At 37.2% G+C, this 18750-nt stretch carries 17 protein-coding genes; 15 read left to right on the top strand and 2 right to left on the bottom strand.

The window, feature by feature from the left end; genetic code table 11:
* The first annotated feature begins 56 nt into the window (after positions 1-56).
* Complete coding sequence (locus ACHABU_RS00315; RefSeq protein ID WP_435761102.1) at positions 57-737, top strand: zinc metallopeptidase; 681 nt, start codon at positions 57-59, stop codon at positions 735-737.
* A gap of 70 nt (positions 738-807) precedes the next feature.
* Here ACHABU_RS00315 and ACHABU_RS00310 read toward each other — a convergent pair whose 3' ends face one another.
* Positions 808-1680: a YitT family protein gene (locus tag ACHABU_RS00310; protein ID WP_435761100.1), complete on the bottom strand. Its 873-nt coding sequence runs from the start codon at positions 1678-1680 to the stop codon at positions 808-810.
* Positions 1681-1895: 215 nt separating this feature from the next.
* Here ACHABU_RS00310 and ACHABU_RS00305 point away from each other — a divergent pair, with 215 nt between their 5' ends.
* The 14 genes from ACHABU_RS00305 (at position 1896) to nth (ending at position 15849) form a co-directional block, all read left to right on the top strand.
* The gene (locus tag ACHABU_RS00305) at positions 1896-2186 is read left to right on the top strand and encodes a nucleotide pyrophosphohydrolase (RefSeq protein WP_435761098.1); all 291 of its coding nucleotides are present in this window, start codon (positions 1896-1898) and stop codon (positions 2184-2186) included.
* Positions 2187-2247: 61 nt separating this feature from the next.
* On the top strand, positions 2248-3042 hold the full coding sequence (gene dapB, locus ACHABU_RS00300; protein ID WP_435761096.1) for a 4-hydroxy-tetrahydrodipicolinate reductase: 795 nt from the start codon (positions 2248-2250) through the stop codon (positions 3040-3042).
* Positions 3043-3092: 50 nt separating this feature from the next.
* Complete coding sequence (locus ACHABU_RS00295) at positions 3093-3515, top strand: methylglyoxal synthase (RefSeq protein ID WP_435761094.1); 423 nt, start codon at positions 3093-3095, stop codon at positions 3513-3515.
* Entirely contained in the window at positions 3512-4636 is a 1125-nt protein-coding gene (gene bshA, locus ACHABU_RS00290) for an N-acetyl-alpha-D-glucosaminyl L-malate synthase BshA (protein WP_435761092.1), read from the top strand. Before ACHABU_RS00295 ends, bshA begins: the two co-directional genes overlap by 4 nt.
* A gap of 22 nt (positions 4637-4658) precedes the next feature.
* Positions 4659-5858 carry a CCA tRNA nucleotidyltransferase gene (locus tag ACHABU_RS00285; protein ID WP_435762314.1) on the top strand — a complete coding sequence of 400 codons (1200 nt, stop codon included), beginning with the start codon at positions 4659-4661 and terminating at the stop codon, positions 5856-5858.
* A complete protein-coding gene (locus tag ACHABU_RS00280) occupies positions 5834-6823 on the top strand; it encodes a biotin--[acetyl-CoA-carboxylase] ligase (RefSeq protein ID WP_435761090.1) in 990 nt (329 codons plus the stop codon). Before ACHABU_RS00285 ends, ACHABU_RS00280 begins: the two co-directional genes overlap by 25 nt.
* Before the next feature lie 53 nt (positions 6824-6876).
* On the top strand, positions 6877-7749 hold the full coding sequence (panC, locus tag ACHABU_RS00275; RefSeq protein ID WP_435761088.1) for a pantoate--beta-alanine ligase: 873 nt from the start codon (positions 6877-6879) through the stop codon (positions 7747-7749).
* Between the two features lie 11 nt (positions 7750-7760).
* Positions 7761-8144, top strand: a complete 384-nt coding sequence (gene panD / locus ACHABU_RS00270) for an aspartate 1-decarboxylase (RefSeq protein WP_435761086.1) — start codon at positions 7761-7763, stop codon at positions 8142-8144.
* 91 nt (positions 8145-8235) lie between these two features.
* Positions 8236-11040: an ATP-dependent DNA helicase DinG gene (gene dinG, locus ACHABU_RS00265; RefSeq protein ID WP_435761084.1), complete on the top strand. Its 2805-nt coding sequence runs from the start codon at positions 8236-8238 to the stop codon at positions 11038-11040.
* 329 nt (positions 11041-11369) lie between these two features.
* Entirely contained in the window at positions 11370-11885 is a 516-nt protein-coding gene (locus tag ACHABU_RS00260; RefSeq protein WP_435761083.1) for a DUF5590 domain-containing protein, read from the top strand.
* 16 nt (positions 11886-11901) lie between these two features.
* On the top strand, positions 11902-13089 hold the full coding sequence (locus tag ACHABU_RS00255) for a pyridoxal phosphate-dependent aminotransferase (RefSeq protein WP_435761081.1): 1188 nt from the start codon (positions 11902-11904) through the stop codon (positions 13087-13089).
* Between the two features lie 18 nt (positions 13090-13107).
* Complete coding sequence (gene asnS, locus ACHABU_RS00250; RefSeq protein WP_435761079.1) at positions 13108-14400, top strand: asparagine--tRNA ligase; 1293 nt, start codon at positions 13108-13110, stop codon at positions 14398-14400.
* 104 nt (positions 14401-14504) lie between these two features.
* The gene (locus ACHABU_RS00245; protein ID WP_435761077.1) at positions 14505-15188 is read left to right on the top strand and encodes a DnaD domain-containing protein; all 684 of its coding nucleotides are present in this window, start codon (positions 14505-14507) and stop codon (positions 15186-15188) included.
* 4 nt (positions 15189-15192) lie between these two features.
* Positions 15193-15849: an endonuclease III gene (gene nth, locus ACHABU_RS00240; protein ID WP_435761075.1), complete on the top strand. Its 657-nt coding sequence runs from the start codon at positions 15193-15195 to the stop codon at positions 15847-15849.
* A gap of 44 nt (positions 15850-15893) precedes the next feature.
* Here nth and ACHABU_RS00235 read toward each other — a convergent pair whose 3' ends face one another.
* On the bottom strand, positions 15894-18737 hold the full coding sequence (locus ACHABU_RS00235; RefSeq protein WP_435761073.1) for a PBP1A family penicillin-binding protein: 2844 nt from the start codon (positions 18735-18737) through the stop codon (positions 15894-15896).
* Between the last annotated feature and the right edge of the window lie 13 nt (positions 18738-18750).

Genomic DNA, 18750 nt, shown 5'->3' with positions numbered 1-18750 from the left:
TTTGACTAAAATTGACCTTAGGATAGATTTTTTCAACTTCTAATGGAGGAATGCAAATGGGCTTAGGTAGTTATCTTATTTATATTGCTTTATTAATGATAATCCCACTATGGGCACAATCAAAAGTAAAAAGCACATATAAAAAGTATTCAAAAAAACCAACTTCATCTTCAATGACCGGTGCAGAAGTTACCCGTAAAATTTTGGATGAAAATGGCTTATATGATGTACAGATTGGACAAGTTAAAGGGACATTATCGGATCATTATGATCCAAGAAAAAAAGTAATCAAACTTTCTGAAGGTATTTTCCATGGTCGCTCCATGGCTTCATCCGCTGTTGCAGCACATGAAGTGGGACATGCTATTCAAGATCAGCAAGAGTACGCGTTTTTAAAATTGAGAAGTGCCTTGGTTCCAATTGCTAACTTTGGTTCCAATATTTCTTTCTTCTTTATTTTAGCAGGTATTTTCTTCAGCATGACAAATATGCTCCTGTTGGGTATCATCTTCATGTCGGCAGCTGTTCTTTTCCAGTTAGTAACCCTTCCTGTAGAGTTTGATGCATCTAACCGTGCAATGACTCAATTGGTTTCAGCTGGAGTGATAAATAATAATGAAGAACGCGAAACGAAAAAGGTTCTTAATGCTGCGGCACTAACCTATGTAGCTGCTGCTTTAGTAGCTGTTGCTGAATTGTTAAGATTCGTATTAATTTACCTTTCACAGAGAGATTAATAAGTAAAAGGGACAACAAGTTAACTTGTTGTCCCTTTATTTTTGGTTCATTCACTATTCAATTGTATATTTAGTCACGTATCGGATTCTTATTCTCGTCCAATGTAAATCCTTCACCCATTACATCGTGTGCAGTCGTCACTGCTACAAATGCGTGGGGATCAATTCCATTGATAATACCCTTTAGCCGAACAATTTCATTTCTTGCAACAACACAATAAAGGACATCTCTTTTTTCTCCTGAAAAACTTCCTCTCCCATCAAGTACAGTTACTCCACGATCCATGGAAGCGAGTATCTTCTCAGCTATTTCATCACTTTTACCGGATATTATCGTGGCCCCTTTTGCAGAATAAGCACCTTCCTGAAGAAAATCAATCACTCTTGCAGCTACATAGACAGCAACTAATGTATACATACCTTGTACCAAATCGAGAATAACAAAAACAGATGTGGCAATAACAATTAAATCAAACAGAAACATTGTCCGTCCCATACTCCAGCCTACATATTTATTAACTAGCCTTGCTATAATATCAACACCACCAGTTGTACCTCCATAGCGGAAAATAATCCCCAAACCAACACCGATAAACGCTCCAGCAAAAAGTGCAACCAAAGTCATATCATTTTGCAATTGAATGGAAAATTGATAGGTCTGAAAGATACTTAAAAATACAGAAACAGCAACCGTTCCAATGATCGTATAAAGAAATGTACTTCTCCCTAGGAATTTCCAACCTACAATGAACACTGGTATGTTCAATAAAATATTTGTAATTGCCGGATCCCAATCCCAAAGAAAGTAAAGCAATAATGTAATACCGGTAAAACCGCCTTCACCTAAATTGTTTTGCATATTAAAATGGACGATACCAAAAGAAAAAATTGCTGATCCGAGCAAGATAAATAAGGTGTTTTTTGTTTTTATTCCAAACATCATTTCAAAGTTCCTCCTAACATTAATCTATACCCTTTATTCCAAAGCAAAGTCTTTCTTAGTATAGACAATTGTATTCATAAGAACAATTTATATTTAATAAGTATTAAAAATTTGTCAAAATAGTTCCTTTTCGCTAACATGAAAAGAGAAAAGTGAAGAAGAGGTGAATTACCATCGACACACCAATATACGATACAAAGGAAATTCAAAAAAGAGTGGACAACTATATTTCTCAATATAAGGAAGGCTACTTTTCGCCATTAGCATTAATGGCGAGATTAACGGAGGAAGTTGGAGAGTTGGCCAGGGAAGTAAATCATTATCATGGTGAAAAACCTAAAAAGGCTTCTGAAAAAGAAAATACGATAGAAGCGGAATTGGGGGATATCATCTTTGTTTTAACCTGTTTTGCCAATTCACTTGATATCGATCTCTCAGAATCGTTTCATATTGCAATTAATAAAATCGAAACAAGGGACAAAGATCGCTGGACCCATAAAGATTAACCATATCGTATAGATAAAAAAAGGATTACTTTTTGAACATCCGATGAAGGAGATGGAGACCATGGCAATAAACATTATATTAGCAGGACCAAGAGGAAGAATGGGTTCAGAAGCAGTAAATATGGTTTTAAATGAACATGACTTTAAATTGGTTGCATGCATTGACAGAAAGCACGACGGAGAACAGTTAACAGACATCGAGGGATTACCTGATAAAAACGTTCCTATTTTTAAGGAAATTGAAGAATGCTTCCAGCAGGTGAAAGCAGATGTTTTTATTGATCTTACGATACCTGAGGTAGGATATTATCATACAAAAACAGCCATGGAGAATAACATTAGACCAGTTGTTGGCACTACTGGATTTACAGATGAGCAAATCGTTGAACTTTCACATTTAGCTAAAACGAACAAAACGGGGTGTATCATCGCTCCTAATTTTGCTGTAGGAGCTGTACTAATGATGAAGTTTTCAGAAATGGCAGCGAAATACTTTTCCGACGTTGAGATTATTGAAAAACATCATGATAGGAAATTAGATGCTCCATCTGGCACAGCTAAAAAAACAGCAGAGTTAATCATGAATACGAGGGAAGCTAAAAAACAAGGTCACCCAGATGAAACAGAAACAATACAAGGCGCCCGTGGTGCTGAGCTGGATGGAATGCGAATTCACAGTGTACGTCTCCCCGGATTGGTAGCTCATCAGGAGGTTTTATTTGGCAGCTCTGGGCAAACACTGTCCATCAAGCATGATTCATTAAATCGTGAATCCTTTATGGAAGGCATTAAATTATCTGTATACAAAGTAATGGAAATGGATGAACTTACATACGGACTTGAAAATATTCTATAAATGTTGCTAGGGTATAGAAGTTCGATTAGTGAATGAAAAGGAAGGTTTATATGAATATTGCTCTAATTGCACATGATAAAAAGAAGGATGACATGATAAATTTCAGTATTGCATACTCCCATATACTAAATAGTCACCAGCTGTTTGCTACTGGAACAACGGGAAAGTTAATTTCAGAAGCAGCAGGACTAAATATCCACAGATTTCAATCTGGACCACTTGGTGGCGATCAGCAAATAGGGGCTATGATTGCCAATAATAAAATGGATATGGTGATATTTTTCAGGGATCCACTTACTGCACAACCCCATGAGCCCGATGTAAGTGCACTAATGCGATTATGTGATGTCTATCAAATACCACTGGCAACAAATATCGCTGCCTCCGAAATTTTCCTGCATGGTTTAGAACGCGGAGACTTAGAATGGAGAGAAATTTTAAAGGAACGCCAGCAGAAAGAAGGTAACCATTGAGAAAGATAGGAATAACATGCTATCCAACCGTAGGAGGATCCGGGGTAATCGCTACAGAGTTGGGCAAGCTTCTCGCCGAAGCAGGAAACGAGATTCACTTTATCACATCGAGTGTACCTTTTCGGCTTAATAAAATTCATCCAAAAATATTCTACCATGAAGTGGAAATGAACCATTATCCTGTTTTCCAATATCCTCCATATGACCTTGCGCTTGCAGCGAAGATGGCAGAAGTAATTGACCAAGAAAAATTGGATATTCTTCATGTTCACTACGCAATGCCACATGCTATTTGCGCCATATTGGCGAAAGATATTGCACAACATGATGTTAAAATTGTAACGACACTTCATGGAACGGATATTACTGTTCTTGGCATTGACCATACTTTTAAAAAAATAATTAAACATGGTATTGAAAAGTCTGATGCAGTGACAGCAGTTTCCGGTAGTTTAGTTAATCAAACGATACAAATGCTCGATTTAAATAAAGATATATCTGTTATTTATAATTTTGTTAATGAAGAAGAATACCATAAAAAAAGTGTTCCTACACTTAAAGAGCAGTATGGCATTGATCCTGATGAGAAGGTTCTCATACACATTTCCAATTTCCGAAAAGTAAAACGTGTCCAAGATATTATCTATTCCTTTAATTCAATTAGAAAACAAGTAAAGAGTAAGCTGCTTCTTATTGGAGATGGGCCAGAATATTCACATATGATGCAACTTGTGGAAAAACTTGACTTAAAAGAACATGTCCTTTTCCTTGGAAAACAAAATAATATTAGTGAACTGCTCTCCATTGCAGACTTGAAGCTGCTGCTATCAGAGAAGGAGAGCTTCGGACTTGTCCTTCTTGAAGCGATGGCCTGTGGAGTTCCATGTATCGGAACAAATGTAGGTGGCATACCGGAAGTAATTAAGCATAATGAGACCGGTTATATTGTTGAATTAGGTGATATTGAGACTACTGCTCAATATGCGATCGAGTTGTTGAATAATGAGCATTTATTAAATCAATTCTCTGAAAATGCCACCCGGCACAGTAAGGAAAACTTTAAATCAAGTAAAATCGTGAATACGTATATAGAACTTTATGACACGATTATGAAAAAGTAAACAGGAGAAAATGGTGAATAAGATGTTACCGAAAGCATTTTTAATGGCGAAACCAGTAATTGAGCATATTGAGAAACACAATCACCAAGCATATTTTGTGGGTGGATGTGTACGCGATCTTTTGTTAAATCGACCACTGGGAGATATCGACATTGCCACCTCTGCGTCACCGGAGTATATCCAGGAAATTTTCCCTAAAGTAATTCCAGTTGGCATTGAGCACGGTACAGTTATCGTAAGGTATGAAAAAGATTCCTATGAAGTTACTACCTTTCGAATGGATGGAAACTACTCAGATAAACGTCATCCTGATACCGTTCAATTTATTGACAAGATCGATAAAGATCTAGAAAGACGCGACTTTACAATAAATGCACTCGCCATGAATTTAAAAGGGGACATGATTGATTTATTTGGTGGTAAAGAAGATATAAAAAATAAAATCATTCGTACGGTCGGAAATGGGTATGAACGATTCACCGAAGACCCTTTACGTATCATCCGAGCGCTTCGCTTCTCCAGTCAGCTAGGATTCACGATCCATCCAGAAACACTAGATGACATAAAATTGGTACGGAATGAAATAGAAAGTCTAGCAATGGAACGTATAACAAATGAATTTACAAAGCTATTTGCTGGAACCTATATTACAACTGGTATTCAATACTTAAAAAGTCTGGAAATAGGGCAATTTCTTCCTGTTTTCTCTGATTTTCCTGATATAATTAATCTAATTCCTTCAACGATGAAGCCATTAAAATCTTTTGGTGAGGTAATTACTTTATTACATCTCTTGAAACCAGAAGTAACCATAAACCATTGGGTAACCAAATGGAAGTGCTCGAACAAGACGAAATTGGAGGCAAGTCAATTGTTGGAAGCATATACACATTATACGGTCCATGGGTTGGATAAGATGCTTGTGTACCGATTAAGACCTGAGTTCTATGCTGGCTTTGTCCGTTTAGTTCATATATTGGATGATACGTCAATCAACATGCAACAAATGTTAATCATTGAAAACAAACTGGAGATTTATCAAAAAAGTGATTTGGCAATCAATGGACATGATTTAATCGAATTATTTCCCGAGAGGAAAAAGGGACCTTGGTTAAACCATGTCATCAATCAAATTGAACAAGAGGTTGTAACAGGTAAATTAATGAATAATAAAAACGTTATAAAGGATTGGGTAAAATGGAATCCACCCGCAATCGATTAATCAATCTGTTGGCTGAGAATAAGGATAACTTTATTTCAGGACAAGTATTATCTGATTCTCTGACTATATCAAGAAACGCTGTCTGGAAACATATGAAAGAGCTTGAAAAAGATGGTTATCAAATTGAAGCTAAACCGAGAAAAGGATACAGAATCAAGAAATATCCTGAGAAGTTGAGTAGTAATACAATTAAATGGGGATTGGATTCCAAATGGATTGCTAAGAAAGTAATACATAAGGAAACAGTCGAATCCACGCAGACCATTGCTCATCAGGCTGCAAGGGAAAATTCACCGCATGGTACAATTGTTGTTGCTGACGAACAGACAATGGGAAGAGGGAGAATGAACCGATCCTGGCATTCTTCTAAGGATAAGGGTATATGGCTCAGTATCCTATTAAGACCGGAAATACCCCCTAATCATGCTTCTCAATTAACATTAGTAACAGCGACTGTCCTAGCAGATGTTTTAAGCAAATTCGAAAATATTGAACCACTTATCAAATGGCCGAATGATATATTATTAAACAAGAAAAAGACAGCAGGAATTCTAACAGAAATGCAGTCCGAACAGGATCAAATTCAATACATATTGATTGGTATTGGTTTAAATGTTAATCATTCCATCAATGATCTGAATGAGGATATACAATCAAAGGCTACTTCACTACGAATCGAAACAGAAAAAGAATGGTCCGTTAAAGATATTATTCAAAAATTACTTATTACCTTTGAAACTGCCTATGATGCATACATGGAAGATGGCTTTGCCCCAACTAAAAAGAAGTGGGAAAACTATGGATTTAAAATTGGGGAAAACATCGCTATTAAAACATTCAATGACAAGTGGGAAGGAAAATTTCTCGGCATATCAGACGAAGGTGCCTTGTTAACTGAATCCAAGGATGGAACTCCTGTGAAACTTTATTCAGCTGAGATAGATTGGTTTACAGAACAAGATTAGGTCGTCTACAGGCTTTCCGAATTGAAAATTATTACTCCGAAGTGGGGATAACAATGCAAATCATTAGAACTGTAAAGGAAATGCAACTGATCAGTATCCAATTAAAAAGGGAGCAGAAGCAAATAGGTTATGTTGCAACAATGGGCTATTTTCATGAAGGTCATCTTAATTTGATGAAGCAGGCAAGAAAAGAGAATGATATTGTTATAACAAGTATTTTTGTAAATCCATTGCAGTTCGGTCCGAATGAGGATTTTGAGAAATATCCAAGAAATAAAGAGAAAGATACCCAGGAAGCAGAAGAAGCAGGAATCGACTATCTTTTCCTTCCCAGTGTAGACGAAATGTATCCAAATAAGCAGCTGATTAAAATGCACATGGTAGGACGAGTTAACGTTTTATGTGGAAACTCAAGACCTGGTCACTTTGATGGCGTTCTGACTGTCTTAACAAAATTATTTCATATTGTTTTGCCGGACAAAACATACTTCGGTTTAAAGGATGCTCAGCAAGTTGCAGTGGTAGAAGCCCTGATAAGGGATCATAATTTCCCAATTAAATTGATAGGTGTTCCAACGACAAGAGAAGCGGATGGGCTAGCTAAAAGCAGTAGAAATGTTTTCTTAAACGAACAGGAACGAAAAGAAGCTGCCTGGCTATACAAAAGCCTGTTGCATGGGCAGCAATTAGTAGTTGACGGGGTAAAAAATCCTGATATCATTGTTAAAGAGGTCCACGAATTATTAAGAGAACATGTTTCCGGAAAAATTGATTATATTGAAATATTGAGCTACCCGGATCTTTTGCCTGTCTCAGATACAAACCAAAATATAATTTTGGCTGCTGCCATTTACTTTGAAGAAGCAAGAATAATTGACAATATTATTTTAAATGCAAAAGGACAGATAAACAGCCAATTTGAATAGGAGGAAGTGAAATGTTCCGCACAATGATGAAAAGTAAAATTCATCGTGCAAGGGTTACAGAAGCTAACCTGAATTACGTTGGAAGTGTTACGATCGATGAATCCATACTGGAACAAGTGGACATATTACCACATGAAAAGGTCCAAATAGTCAATAATAATAATGGAGAACGCCTTGAAACATATGTCATTCCCGGAGAAAGAGGGACAGGGGTAGTATGCCTTAATGGAGCAGCAGCGAGGCTGGTACAAGAAGGAGACATCGTCATCATCGTTTCCTATGCAGTTGTTTCAGAGGAAGAATTAGAATCTCATCGTCCAAAAGTTGCTATTATGAATAAATATAATCAAGTACAACAACTCATTGAACAAGAGCCGCCTCTAACAATCATGTAGGCTTTACATGCAAGATTTAAGAACTCTTATCGACTTCATTGATAAGAGTTTTACTATTAACCAGCTCGAATTAGAAAGCAAGGTGGGAAAGATGGATAAATTTGTAGTAGTCGATCTCGAAACTACAGGACACTCTCCGTCCAAAAATGATAAAATAATTGAAGTCGGTATCGTTGTTATTGAAAATAATGTAATTACGGATACCCGTACGACCTTATTGAATCCAAGTAAATCCATTCCACCGTTTATTTCAAATTTAACCGGGATATCAGATGAGGACGTCGAAGAAGCACCATTATTTTATGAAAAAGCAGACAAAATTATTGATATATTTAAAGACAGTTACTTAATTGCGCATAATGTCACGTTTGATCTTGGATTTCTTAATGCAGAACTTGCAGCAAATGGAAGAGAAAGACTGACGAATCCCGTATTGGATACTGTGGAATTATCAAGAATATTATTTCCAAAAGCACCAAGTTATAAATTGGGCCAGCTTGCCAGCTATTTGGATATCCGCCACGGTGATCCACATCGTGCACTTTCAGATGCGTATGTAACTGCTAAATTATTCATAAAGCTAAAAGAAAAATTAGAATCTCTGCCATATGAGACAATTGACCATTTAGTTAAGCTTGAAAAAATGTTTATTTCTGACGTGAAGGAATTATTATCAGATCGATTAGAGGAATTAGCATTTACGACATCCGATCAAAAAGATATTACATCTTTTAAAGGTTTAGCGTTTAAGCAAGTGGAGGATACGATAAAAGAAACACATGTTGTGGAAACCTCCTATGGAGAATACTTGGATGAAATATATGAAGCGAATGGCTCGATGCAAAGGCAGTTTACTAAATACGAAAAGCGTGCTGGCCAAAGAGAAATGTCTGAAATCATATATGATTCATTTCATTCATCAAGTCATGCGTTAATTGAAGCAGAAACTGGAACAGGCAAGTCTCTTGGCTATTTAATTCCTGCGGTCTATGAGGCAGTAAAAACAAAACATAAAATTATTATTAGCACCTATACAACGCAACTACAGAGCCAGTTACTTGATGAGGAAATCCCCTCCATTAGGAATTTGACAGAGATCCCGTTCAAGGTTGCTTTGTTAAAAGGAAAAAGTCATTACATAAGTTTGGAGAAATTTACACATGAATTGGATAACACGCAATCAGATAACTATGACACAGCATTAACGAAAGCAATGCTGCTTGTATGGTTGACAGAGACGGAGACTGGAGACATTGATGAAGTACAGTTACCAACAAGTGGATACTTTTTTTATAAAAAGATTTCTACAGATGCTGAAAGTAATGTAGATCCCCAGTCACCTTGGTTTTCGAGGTCCTATTATCAGAAGGCTAGAAGAAAGGCCCAAAAAGCTGATATAATTATTACAAATCATGCACTACTTTGTACAGATATGTTTAATGATTATCAATTTTTACCAGGCTATGAGAAAGTAATTATCGATGAGGCCCACCATTTTGAGGAAACAGCCTCTCGTCATTATGGAATGAAAATGGATTACATCAATATGCAGTTTACATTTAATCAAATTGGTCGATCCAATGATGGGAAGATGTTTGGTAAGGTTCTAGAAAATTATTCTTTAACAGAGGAACATGTTCCAATTGAAAGCTGGGATGAGATTCTTGATAAAACAAAATACGAAATAGATGACTTATTTCAAACGCTTTATCAATATGTTGTCTCACAACATAAAAACAGTAAGTCCTTAAGTGATATTGGGAGACTACAGTATCGATTCAAGGAAGAAAAGGAAGAACAAACAACTTGGTCGATCATTAAAGAAATGGTTTCAAGAGTAACATTTCATATGAGGGACGCGATTCACATTTTATCCATTATTGAACAGCATTTGTCCGAGCAGGAAGTACTGGATAAGTACGACAGAGAAGATTTATTATCAATGACAGGAATTCTTCAAAACTTTATCGATGGATTGGAGCTGTTATTTTTTACAGAAGGTACTACTGTTCCTCAAATAAAGTGGATTGAGATCGATACAAAGGGAAGTAAGAATGCTGTATACTTATACAGTGAACCATCCGATATATCTGAATTGCTGGCAGATGAATTTTTCCAGAGTAAAAAAAGCGTTATCTTGACAAGCGCTACACTTACTATGAAGAATTCCTTTGACTTTATACAGAAAAGACTCGGTTTAAAACCGGAGCGACTGATAACAAAAAAAATAGAATCACCATTTTCATACAAGGACCAGGTTCAATTACTTATTCCTAATGATTTCCCTGATATAAAATACGGAAATATGGATGATTTTATCTATGCAACTTGTGAAGCAATTATCTCTTTGGCCGAAATAACAAAAGGAAGAATGCTTGTTTTATTTACCTCTTATGATATGTTGAAAAAGTCGTATTCATTATTAAAGGAAATTATTACGGATAATGAATTTATCCTCATTGGTCAAGGGATTACGAGTGGAAGCAGATCAAGACTTAAAAAAAACTTTCAGACGTTTGATCAGGCAATTCTTCTCGGTACAAGTTCCTTTTGGGAAGGTGTGGATATACCAGGTGATGATTTATCTTGTCTCATGATTGTCAGACTTCCGTTCCAGCCTCCGAATCATCCAGTATTTGAAGCAAAATCTAAAATGCTGAAAGAAAATGGGAAAAATGGATTTATGGAATTATCATTACCTAACGCTGTGATTAAATTCAAGCAAGGCTTTGGACGTTTAATTCGCTCCTCAAGCGACAGAGGGATTGTCTTTGTCTGTGATGCACGAATTATGAAAACGAGATATGGGAAGTTTTTTACGGAGTCCATCCCAGATGTTCCTTTAACATTTGATTCGACCAAAAATCTCCTGACTAAAGCAGAAGAATGGTTTTAACTTCGAGTAAAAAAACTACTGATACAACCGTATTGCATCAGTAGTGAAGTTAGATATGATGTGTGGGTAAGGAATATTTTTTGTCAAATTGAATATAAAAAGTAAATTACCTGCTTGGGCTGATTGACTGTAATCATACTTCGCACATCAATTTAACTTATACATAGTGTTTACATACTGTTACGAGCTATGTATAGTAAAAATTGATAAAACATGAAGTAATAAAATTGGAGGAATACAGATGAATAGGTATAATGGAGGAATTTCGTTACGTACACTCCAATTTTCATCTTTGGATAGACTAAAATTGAATCCACTGGATGAGGTATATGCGTAGTTCGAGGTCCGGTTGGCTATTGCGGAGTTCGTTACTGTTATTGGTTATTATTTTAGCTTGTATCATATATGCGGTATACTTATACAATGATTTATATGATAGCAAGACAGAAGGATTTCATGAAACCTCAAAGCAAATCCTGAATCAAACATCCATAACAGAAGTAGAAAAGATTGAACGATACAGTGGTTCAACGTCTTACCATGTCATATTTGGTATAAATGATGAGAATGAGGAAAAGCTCATTTTCTACCCACTCGAAGGTAATGAAAAAGAACTTACAACGATTGACAGGTCCAAAGTACTGTCAGAAGAAGAAATTGTAAATCTTTGGAGAACACAATGCAACGAATGTGAATTCGTAAAAATTAATCCTGCATTGGAAAATGATGAGCCTCTATGGGAAATAACGTATCATGACAATCATAATCGGTATGTCATGGATTATCTTTCCATTTATGATGGCTCACCAGTTGAAAGCTACGTATTTAAAAAGATGTTTAATTAGAGAGGGGAACTAAAAAATGGAATTAGCAAACCGAGTAAAAACATTATCACCTTCATCCACTTTGGCAATTACTGCAAAAGCAAAAGAATTAAAACAACAAGGCCATGATGTCATTGGCCTGGGAGCAGGGGAACCTGACTTCAATACACCAGACTACATACTGGAAGCTGCGAAAAAAGCAATGGATGATGGCATGACTAAATATACACCATCTGGAGGAATTGTTGATCTTAAAAAAGCAATTGCTGCAAAGTTCACTAATGACAGTGAATTAACCTATGCGAACGACCAAATTATCGTCACAACAGGAGCAAAACACGCACTTTATACTTTGTTTCAAGTAATACTTAACAAAGGGGATGAAGTGATTGTACCATCCCCATACTGGGTGAGCTATCCTGAGCAAATTAAACTAGCTGAAGGAAGTCCAGTATTTGTTCAAGCTTCTGAAAAAAATCATTTCAAAATTACGCCTAACGAATTGGAAGAGGCAATTACGGATAAAACAAAAGCAGTAGTTATTAATTCACCATCCAACCCTACAGGGATGATGTATAATAAGGATGAGCTGGAAAAAATTGGTAAAGTCTGCCTAAAACATAATATTTTGATCATTTCAGATGAAATATATGAAAAACTTATTTACACAGAAAAGCCACATACTTCAATCGCATCTCTTTCAAACGAATTGAAGGAACAAACTGTTATTATTAATGGTGTTTCTAAATCACATGCAATGACTGGTTGGAGAATTGGTTATGCAGCAGGGTCAAAAGAAATCATCAAAGCAATGACTAACCTAGCTTCGCATTCTACTTCAAATCCAACTTCAATTGCTCAATATGCCGCACTTGCTGCATACAGCACGGAAGAGGACACGACACTAGAATTAAAACAGGTCTTTTCAGACAGACTTGATGCTTTTTACGATTTAATTAATGATATTCCTGGTATAAGCTGTGTGAAACCAGAAGGAGCCTTCTATCTATTTCCAAATGTAAAAGAAGCAGCTACCAAGAATGGATTTACAAGTGTAGACGAATGGGTTACAGCATTACTTGAAGAAGAAAAAGTCGCACTTGTACCAGGATCTGGATTTGGGTCACCAGATAATGCACGTCTATCCTATGCATTATCTTTAGAAGAATTAACAGAAGCTGCCAAAAGAATAAAACGATTTGTCGTAAATAATCAGTCTAAGTAAGATGGAGGTCAACTATTTATGAAAATAACCATATCACAAGCGTCAAAGCATAAGGAACAAACCGTTACGATTGGTGCATGGCTTGCAAATAAAAGATCCAGTGGAAAGATTGCTTTTCTCCAATTACGTGACGGGACAGGATTCATGCAAGGTGTTGTCGTAAAAAGCGAAGTATCCGAAGAAATATTTAATCTGGCTAAAAATTTAACACAAGAAACATCCATGTATATAACCGGAAAAATTGTTGAGGACACGCGCTCTGCATTTGGTTATGAGATGCAGGTTAGTGAGATTGAAGTCATCCATGAAGCGGTTGATTATCCAATTACACCAAAAGAACATGGTACTGAATTTTTAATGGATCATCGCCATTTGTGGCTACGCTCCAAAAAACAGCATGCTGTTATGAAAATCAGAAATGAAATTATTCGCGCGACGTATAAGTTCTTCAATGAAAATGATTTTGTTAAAATTGATCCGCCAATCCTTACAGGTTCATCAGCTGAAGGGACAACTGAATTATTCCATACAAAGTACTTTGATGAAGAAGCATATTTATCACAAAGCGGACAATTATATATGGAAGCTGCAGCGATGGCATTTGGAAAAGTATTTTCTTTCGGCCCTACTTTTCGTGCTGAAAAATCAAAAACACGAAGACATTTAATTGAATTCTGGATGATTGAACCTGAAATGGCATTTGTTAATCATGAGGAAAGCTTGCAGATTCAAGAGAATTATGTGAGTTATATTGCTCAATCTGTACTTGATAATTGTAAGCTTGAACTAGATGTCCTAGAACGTGATACGTCTAAATTGGAACTAATCAAAGCCCCTTTCCCTAGGATCTCATATGATGATGCTATTGAATTATTAAAGGAAAAAGGGTTCGATGATATCGAATGGGGAGAAGATTTTGGGTCCCCACATGAAACAGCAATTGCTGAATACTTTGAAAAACCCGTTTTCATCACAAATTATCCAGCCGAAATCAAAGCATTTTATATGAAACCAGATCCGGAACGCTCAGATGTCGTACTCTGTGCAGATTTAATTGCCCCAGAAGGCTATGGAGAAATTATCGGTGGCTCACAACGTATCGATGATCTGGAATTGATGAAAGATCGATACGATCAGCATGGATTGAATGGACCAGCCTATAAATGGTACTTGGAATTAAGACAATATGGAAGTGTTCCACATTCCGGCTTTGGACTGGGACTTGAAAGAACAGTAGCATGGCTATCAGGTGTTGACCATGTTAGGGAGACCATTCCATTCCCAAGATTACTAAATCGCCTATATCCATAAGAGATATAATTATATTAAAATCCCTTGCAAATACGTAGCAAGGGATTTTAATTTCTTAGAATGTCTTATCGTTCATGCTATACTAATATAGAGGTGCTAGAATTATGACAAAAAAAATAACTATCCAACAAATTCTTTCCAATCAATTGAACATACCAAGTATTTTGCTTTCAAAGTATAAATCAATAGGTCTAGATGAAAAAGAGGTAATGATTATTCTCCAATTATTCCGATATTTAGAGGATAATAATGACTTTCCAACACCATACGACCTTTCTCAATATGTCACGATGAATGAAAAAGAGTGTGCGAATATGCTTCGCAAATTAATGCAGAAAAACATGCTTTCGATCGAACAAAAGGAAAATGAACAGCATCAATTAAGTGAAGCTTATAGCCTGGACCCATTATGGGAAAGGCTGTTTACACAGGAAGAGGAAAAACCCGATGAAGATCAAACAGTTGGAACCATTTTTATCCTATTTGAGCAGGAATTTGGACGACCATTATCTCCGTTTGAAATTGAAACAATTAATGCCTGGATAGATGAAGATGAAATCGAATCTTCGCTAATTAAAGCTGGGTTAAGGGAATCTGTACTAATGGGTAAACTGAATTTCAAATATATTGATCGTATTCTTCGGGAGTGGAAGAAAAAAGGGATCCATACCGTAGACCAGGCCCGTCAAGCAACCAAAAACTTTCATAACAGAAAAAGCACAAAAGAAGATAAAACAGTAAAAAGAGATACATCCTTTTATTACAACTGGTTGGAAGGAGAAGACTAAAATAATGCTAAACAGAAAGCAGATTAGATATTGCCTTGATGAGATGGCTGAAATGTTTCCAGATGCCAAGGGTGAGTTGGTGCATTCCAATCCATTCGAACTTGTGATCGCCGTTTTACTTTCTGCACAATGTACGGACAAACTTGTTAATAAAGTAACTGCTAATCTTTTCAAGAAGTATAAAAAACCGCAAGACTACTTAGAAGTCTCACTTGAGGAACTGGAGAACGATATAAAATCCATTGGTCTATACCGTACAAAAGCAAAAAACATTAAAAAATTATGCCAAATGTTACTGGATGATTATAACGGGGAAGTACCCCGAACAAAAGAAGATTTAATAAAGCTTGCCGGTGTTGGCAGAAAAACCGCAAACGTTGTAGCCTCTATCGCTTTTAATGAGCCTGCAATTGCAGTTGATACACATGTTGAGCGTGTTTCGAAACGTTTAGGTATTTGCAGATGGAAAGACTCTGTCATAGAGGTAGAGGAAGCCCTAATGCGAAAGGTGCCACGTGATGAATGGAGTGTTACACACCACCGAATGATATTCTTTGGCAGATATCATTGTAAAGCACGTAATCCTAATTGCCCGGAGTGTCCATTGCTGGAACTTTGCAGAGAAGGACAGAAACGAATGAAAAAGCAAAATGCACAATAAAAGAGGTAAACTCATAATGGAGTTTACCTCTTTTTGTTATTCTCTTATTGGTCTTCAGGTTCGGGTTCCGGCTCGGGATCTGGATCTTCTTCTGGTTCTGGTTCCGGATCTGGTTCCGGATCTGGTTCTGGTTCTTCTGGTTCCTCTGGTTCCTCAGGTTCCGGTTCTGGTTGATCTTGGCCACTCCCGTTTCCATTATTACCATTACCGTTATTGCCATTCCCATTGTTTCCATTACCGTTATTTTCATTATTTCCATTGTTATTATTCCCACTATTTTCTTCAGCCGGGACATCTACACTGGTACTTTGTGTCTGACCTCTTTGTCCTTCGTTATCCCCATCTCGACCAATCGGGGTAACCTCGATGGTGTATGTTTCCCCAGGTGCAGCACCGCTCACTTCAATCCCCTGTGACTGTACATTCTGAGTTTGACCATTGACTGATACTTCAAAAGAAGCAGATGGTCCTTCATAGTTCCACGAAACATCAATTAAAGAATTGTCAGCAATATACTGTGCAGTCAAGTCACTTACTGGAGGAATCGTTTCTTCCTCTTCATCACCAGGCACTGTTACTGATGTTGCAGCAGGTTCACTTGTCATCGATCCACTTGTTACGACGACCTGTATCTCATAAGCTGCTCCAGGTTCTACTTCTGATATTTCCATCTGAGTTTCTTCTGTAGAGGAGAGGCTTTGCATTTGCCCGCCATCAACGCTGGCGCTGACTTCAAACGATACATTTTCGTCCGTATCATAATCCCATTTAATTTGAACTGAATTTAACTCTTCATCGTATGAAGCATTTAATCCAGAGACAGGATCGAGTTCATCAAATTTTTCAGATCTTTTCGTTGGTTCTGTTCCTTTTACAAATAGCTCTGTAACAATTTGTGAAGATGGTGTGTATTCACTTGGTAGTACAGGTGGGTTCGAGCCTTTTTCCACTTGTACTTCCACAACAGAACTTGGCTTTGTGAAATCTGCTGTATCTTTTCCTTCAGAAATGGTTTCCATTGTGTTCTTGAATAATGCCTTTGAAATATTCGTATCTTCAAGAGGAACACGCTTTGCTTTACCTTCTTCATCCACAGTATAACCACCTGTCCATGTGGCTATCGTATAGTTAGTAGAATATCCGCCAAACCAAGCATCCGGACTTCCTTCTATATCCTTTAAATTAGTTGTACCTGTCTTACCGGCAATTGGTATACCTGAGACATTGGCCCCAGTACCAGTTCCTTCTGTCACAACTGTTTTTAACATGTCTGTTACCATATATGCTGTGTAATCGGACATAACCGCTTCGGCTTTTGGTGTTAAGTCAACAACTTCACCATCAGGGAATTCCACTTTTGTAACAGCATATGGCTCATTATAGATACCTTCATTACCGAATGCGCGAAAGGCTCCAGACAATTGAAGTGGTGTAACATTGGTTCCTGCTCCACCGATGACATCCGTAAGCGCCATTTGATCATTGGCAAAGTTTATTCCAAGGTTTTCCGCAAACTCTTGGGCTTTTCCGATACCAACTTCCTCCATTAACTTAACAGTCGGCACGTTAAGTGATTGACTTAAGGCATGTCTTGCGCTCATCCACCCTCCATTTGTACGATTCCAGTTACGAATCGAATGGTCTGTTCCCGGAATCGGAACTGGTCCATCATCATTAATTTGGTGATACGTGGAAACTTGATTATATTCGATGGCAGGTCCATAAGACATAATTGGTTTTGCTGTTGAACCTAACTGCGAACCACCTTCAATGGCATAGTTAAAGCCATAATCACCTTCATTATTCCGACTGCCGCCTATTGCTTGAATTGCTCCCGTTTTTGTATCCAAAACGGTCATGGCAGCCTGGGTATTATCCGGATATTTAATTGGATTTTCTTCACTGTCTGTAAGTAAGAATTCCACATGTTCCTGTACACTTGGATCCAATGTTGTGTAAATCTTTAATCCATCTGTATTGATATCCGTTCCATCCATTTTTTCGCTTACTTCTTTTTCAACTTGTTGAATGAATGCCTCATATGCTGATGAGTCCGGCCGTGATTCAACAAGAAGGGAAGGGATGTCTACTTCTCTTGCTTCATCAGCCTCAGCTTGTGTAATTTTGTCATGTCTTACCATTAATGTTAATACGGTATTCATTCTATCTTTCGTTAAGTCAGGATTTTGAAATGGATTATATGCCGTAGGTCGCTGTGGTAAACCTGCAAGAATAGCGGCCTCTGTCAATGTTAACTCATTTAAATCCTCTTTCCCAAAATAGTTTTCTGCAGCCTTAGCAACCCCTGATGAATTACTTCCGTAAAAGATACCATTTAAGTACATTTCAAGGATCTCTTCTTTGGAATATTCTCTTTCCAACTGTAATGCAAGCCACATTTCTTGAACTTTTAAACTGATTTTTTTATCATGTGAAAGGAAAGCTCTTTCAACAACTTGCTGGGTGATTGTACTCGCTCCCTGTGACCCAAATCCGTCGGTAATGTTTGCAAGTACAGCACCACCTATTCGACGTAAATCAATACCGGGATGTTCAAAAAACCTTGCATCCTCTGTAGCAGTGACGGCATCAATTAAAACTTGTGGCAAATCTTCATAGGTAACCTTCTCACGTTGTGCCTCTTCACTTAGGTTCGCGAATTCTTCCCCATTTTTATCGTACAACGTAGAGGAGAAGGGGACAGAAAGCTGTGATTCATCAAGTTCTGGTGCTGTCGCGATCCAATACGCACTCAAAACGATTGCTCCAATTCCTAATGCTACTATCATAATAAGAGCTGTTAATAAAATTTTCTTCCATATCGGTTTATTTTTTTTGGTTTTTTTCTGTTTTCGTCTAGCTGATCGACTCTGGCTGTTTTCTGCCATCGTTGTATACCTC

It is taken from the genome of Oceanobacillus sp. CF4.6, assembly GCF_051262635.1.
Taxonomy (GTDB): domain Bacteria; phylum Bacillota; class Bacilli; order Bacillales; family Amphibacillaceae; genus Oceanobacillus.
The sequence above is the reverse complement of the archived record's forward strand: the minus strand, read 5'-3'. Positions and strand labels throughout refer to the sequence as shown.

Excerpts from the sequence above, each read along its gene's own strand:
- dapB (WP_435761096.1), top strand. The coding sequence starts at position 2,248 with ATGGCAATAAACATTATATTAGCAGGACCAAGAGGAAGAATGGGTTCA.
- asnS (WP_435761079.1), top strand. The coding sequence starts at position 13,108 with ATGAAAATAACCATATCACAAGCGTCAAAGCATAAGGAACAAACCGTT.
- panC (WP_435761088.1), top strand. The coding sequence starts at position 6,877 with ATGCAAATCATTAGAACTGTAAAGGAAATGCAACTGATCAGTATCCAA.
- ACHABU_RS00315 (WP_435761102.1), top strand. The coding sequence starts at position 57 with ATGGGCTTAGGTAGTTATCTTATTTATATTGCTTTATTAATGATAATC.
- ACHABU_RS00285 (WP_435762314.1), top strand. The coding sequence starts at position 4,659 with ATGTTACCGAAAGCATTTTTAATGGCGAAACCAGTAATTGAGCATATT.
- ACHABU_RS00260 (WP_435761083.1), top strand. The coding sequence starts at position 11,370 with ATGCGTAGTTCGAGGTCCGGTTGGCTATTGCGGAGTTCGTTACTGTTA.
- ACHABU_RS00295 (WP_435761094.1), top strand. The coding sequence starts at position 3,093 with ATGAATATTGCTCTAATTGCACATGATAAAAAGAAGGATGACATGATA.
- ACHABU_RS00310 (WP_435761100.1), bottom strand. The coding sequence starts at position 1,680 with ATGATGTTTGGAATAAAAACAAAAAACACCTTATTTATCTTGCTCGGA.
- ACHABU_RS00235 (WP_435761073.1), bottom strand. The coding sequence starts at position 18,737 with ATGGCAGAAAACAGCCAGAGTCGATCAGCTAGACGAAAACAGAAAAAA.
- ACHABU_RS00255 (WP_435761081.1), top strand. The coding sequence starts at position 11,902 with ATGGAATTAGCAAACCGAGTAAAAACATTATCACCTTCATCCACTTTG.
- panD (WP_435761086.1), top strand. The coding sequence starts at position 7,761 with ATGTTCCGCACAATGATGAAAAGTAAAATTCATCGTGCAAGGGTTACA.
- ACHABU_RS00280 (WP_435761090.1), top strand. The coding sequence starts at position 5,834 with ATGGAATCCACCCGCAATCGATTAATCAATCTGTTGGCTGAGAATAAG.
- ACHABU_RS00245 (WP_435761077.1), top strand. The coding sequence starts at position 14,505 with ATGACAAAAAAAATAACTATCCAACAAATTCTTTCCAATCAATTGAAC.
- dinG (WP_435761084.1), top strand. The coding sequence starts at position 8,236 with ATGGATAAATTTGTAGTAGTCGATCTCGAAACTACAGGACACTCTCCG.
- nth (WP_435761075.1), top strand. The coding sequence starts at position 15,193 with ATGCTAAACAGAAAGCAGATTAGATATTGCCTTGATGAGATGGCTGAA.